Origin of the sequence: Mesorhizobium sp. M7A.F.Ca.MR.362.00.0.0 (genome assembly GCF_004023175.1) — a bacterium.
In the GTDB taxonomy this organism is placed as follows: Bacteria; Pseudomonadota; Alphaproteobacteria; order Rhizobiales; family Rhizobiaceae; genus Mesorhizobium.
In genome coordinates, this window is the sequence record NZ_RZTF01000301.1 from 1503 (window position 1) to 5074 (window position 3572).

Genomic DNA, 3572 nt, shown 5'->3' on the forward strand with positions numbered 1-3572 from the left:
CTCGAACCAAGCCTTTCGTTGACTTGGTCACTTTAATTTAGCAAAGCCTAAACAGCCTGCCGTTACGGCAGCGCTTGAGCGCGAAGGCCGACTGTTGCGAAGCGTTAGTTTTGAGTTAGGATTTCGTCAGGCTGGGATAGCAAATGCAAAGTGAGGACAGGGGCGCTGCAAATAGAATCTCACTCTTCGGCGGTTTCCGGATTGAAAATGAAACGACCGGTCCGCTTCGGCTGACCGGGAAACGAGGGCCGGCAATCATCGCCTATCTGGCCCGGTGTCCGGGCATGGCGGCGACGCGGGAGAGGCTGGCTGACCTCCTATGGGGCGACAGCGACGGCGAACATTCGCGCAACAGCCTTCGGCAAGCCCTCAGCGTCCTGCGCCAGGATCTGGCGCGAGAGGGGGTGGATCTCATCCATTCCAGCGGGGAGTTGATCGCCCTGAGGCCAGAGGCCGTTCAAGTCGACGTGGAGAAGTTCGAAACGGGTCTCTCGGCCCGTTCCGCCCAGGACCTCGCGAAGGCCTTGGCGAACTACACCGGGCCCTTCCTCGACGGGCTTTATCTGGGAAGCAATGCGTTCGATGACTGGATCACATCGGAACGCGACAGGCTGCTCGGCCGCGCGCTTGAGTCCTTCGAAAAACTGGCCCGTCTCGTCGACCCTGATGCCGGGCTGATCCTGGCCGATCGTATTGTGACCATGGAACCGACACGGGAAGAATCCTATCGGCTCAAGATGGAATTGCTGCTCGCATGTGGCCAACGCGACAGGGCAATCAGGACATACGAAGCTTGCAGAAGCATGCTGAAGAAGGAGTTCGGCGTCGAAGCCGGCCCTGAAACGCGGGCGCTTTGGCAATCTCTGTTGCTTGCCGCCGACGACACCTCAAATGTGCAGTCGACAAGTGGTGTTCCGGCCAGCCAGCGCCTTGGGCGTCCCTCCATCAGCGTTGCCGACTTCGTCAATCTGACCGGAAAGCAAGGCGACGACTTTTTCGCCAAGGGACTTGTCCAGGACATCACGACAGCCCTCTCCGAAGTGGCCGACTATGTCGTGCTCGCCGCGCTTCCGCCCGAAAAGAGCGGTCCGGGCGAAGAAGCCAAGACGCCAGGAATACTCCGGGCGCGATATATGCTCAGCGGCAGTGTCCAGAGATCCGGCAATGGGTTGAGGGTGAATGTCCAGCTCGTCGATGCCGCCGGCGGCCACCACGTCTGGGCCCAGAAGTTCGACGGCCACTCCGAGAACGCGCTCGAATTCCAGGACAGGATCGCACAGTCTGTTGTTCTTGCCGTGATCCTCGAACTTCAACTGACCAACTGGAAGGTTCGAGACAAAAGCCCGCCGGGTACCCCTGAAGTGCGCAGGCTGGTCAACGAAGCTCTCATGAAATACTTTGAGATGACTCGGGACTCACTTTTGGTCGGGATTGAGCTTGCCGAGAAGGCTTTCTCGATAGGTCCCGACAACGCCCGTGCAAAGCGGACGCTCTCGATCGTGATATCCATGGGCGTGGCGTTTGGTGCGCTGCCTCGGGAGCGTGGGGTGATCGAGCGTGCGGTCGAGCTCGCGGAAGCCGCGGTGCGGGCGGTACCGGACGATGAAATTGCCCGATGTATCCTGTCGTTCGCTCTCGAAAGTTGCGGTCGTATCGACGAGGCGATCGCCGAATGCCGCCACGCGATCAGCCTCAACCCAAGCTACCCGACTGGCCACGGCGATATTTCGATGCTCTTTGCATTGCGCGGACAGGTCGACGAAGCGGTGCGCGAGGCCAACGAAGCAATCCGGCTCGGAACGCACGATGTCATCGACTTCTGGCGCCACCACGGCCTGGTTGTGGCGCTCTTCGCTGGCGGAGACAACCAGCGGGCGCTCGAAGCCGCCCGCAAAGTGGTCAGGACAAAGCCTGGCTTCGTTCGCGGCGCCCTTTATTGGGCCGCGACCGCGTCAGCCACCGGAAACAACGAAGAAGCATCCCGGGCCATCCACCATTGCCTGTCACAACTTCCGCATCTCAATCTGAGCAATGTCTGCCCTGGCTTTGTGCCGCGCTATGTGAAGGATCATCACCATTCCCGGTTCCTTGAGATGCTGTCGAGGGCTGGCCTCCCCGGCTCCTAGCCACATCATTGGCGTAGACACCGGCATACGAAGCTGGAGGCTTCCGTCCTCCGCCCAGGCATCGAAAGCAGATAACGCGTTGGCATTTCCGGCCAGGTCGACCTATAAGCTACCCTGCGATTGAGGTATTCGGCGCCGCACGCCGTCGCGCCGGCCAGGGCATTCGGCCGATTTGCGGCGGGGGCTGTCATGGCAGGCGATAGCGTTCACGCGACGCGTGCCCAAACTTTATTGAAGCTATGAAGATGCAACATTATCAAGGGTTTGGGATAGCCATAGCCCCCTGGGTGGGGCAGATAGATAAGTAATATCAGATAGTTACTGGAGCCCGTGTGCAAAAATCGCACACGAAAGTTCACCTTCTCCGGCGGCTCGACCTTTGCCGAAGCAAGCGTCGAGCCGTGGTTGAAGCTCGCGGCGGCGTATCCCGACAAGCTGATACCGGTCGGCTGCATGGCAGCGACGGTCGAATTGCGCGGCTTCGTCGACATCGGCGACGAGATGGCCGCGACAGATGCGCCGCCGCTCTGCGACGTCACAGGCTTCGACGCCTGCGACGTGGTGCGCACGCCGGCGTTCGGCGTCATCGTCTACCGCGTCGAACTTGGCGAGCGGGTCACGTCCGGACAGCCGATCGCCGACATCGTCGCGCCCGCTGCGATTGGCGGCGATGCCCGTATCACCGTCCATGCGCGTACTGACGGCGTGGTCGTCACCCGCAGACTGAAGAAGCTGGTGGCGGCCAACCAAGTCATCGCCAAGGTAGCCGGCACCGAGCCGCTTTCCCATCGCAAGGGCTATCTTCTGGAGGATTGATAACATGTCGCTCGAAAGCTGCTCCGGTTTCGAGAAAACGACATGCATGCCTGTCACTGCGAGACACCGACCGGCATGAGCCCCGTTCCGCAGGGGAGACCGCAAGCCTATTGAAGGAGAAGCGGCTGTCCCAACTTCAACGGAGTATCCTTCAGCAAGACCTTGAGCGAGCCAGGACGGTCCTGAACGGCATAGACAAGGACGGATCCTCATCTAGCTCCTGAAGGGAACCCACCGTGCAACTGCGCCGGTAGGGATATTTTGATCCTGACCAAACTCGACCGGCTCGACCGTGAGCAACAGATGTCAGTACCACGGTCAAGGCACTGGATGAAATGGGCGTGAGAGTTTATTGCCTCGCACTCGGCGGCGCCGACCAGACACAGGACGCAACTGAGGTCATGAACCATCATTGGCACGGACACTGGGATGGGCGCGGCTCGCATCTGCCAGATGTCAGGGCTACTTCGCCGTATCCTCCAAGCGCATACGCCCACAACTCAGAGATCCGGACTCTATTCCGGCCCACGCGTAAAGCCACATCGCGCAACGGCGGCCGTCCAGGTTTCAGTGGTCGAAGGCGCACGTCACACCTGGGCCATGCCGCCATCGCCGGCCAGTTCCGCGCCG

2 protein-coding genes and 1 pseudogene are annotated in these 3572 nt (G+C 60.5%); all 3 read left to right on the forward strand.

Annotated elements, in window-relative coordinates:
* The first annotated feature begins 143 nt into the window (after positions 1–143).
* A complete protein-coding gene (locus EOC06_RS27440; RefSeq protein ID WP_128309248.1) occupies positions 144–2126 on the forward strand; it encodes a BTAD domain-containing putative transcriptional regulator in 1983 nt (660 codons plus the stop codon).
* A gap of 330 nt (positions 2127–2456) precedes the next feature.
* Positions 2457–2942, forward strand: coding sequence for a hypothetical protein (locus EOC06_RS27445; protein ID WP_128309249.1), 486 nt, complete (start codon positions 2457–2459; stop codon positions 2940–2942).
* Positions 2943–3197: 255 nt separating this feature from the next.
* Positions 3198–3325 (forward strand): annotated as a pseudogene (locus EOC06_RS43690) (recombinase family protein); the annotation flags it as partial.
* Positions 3326–3572 lie beyond the last annotated feature (247 nt).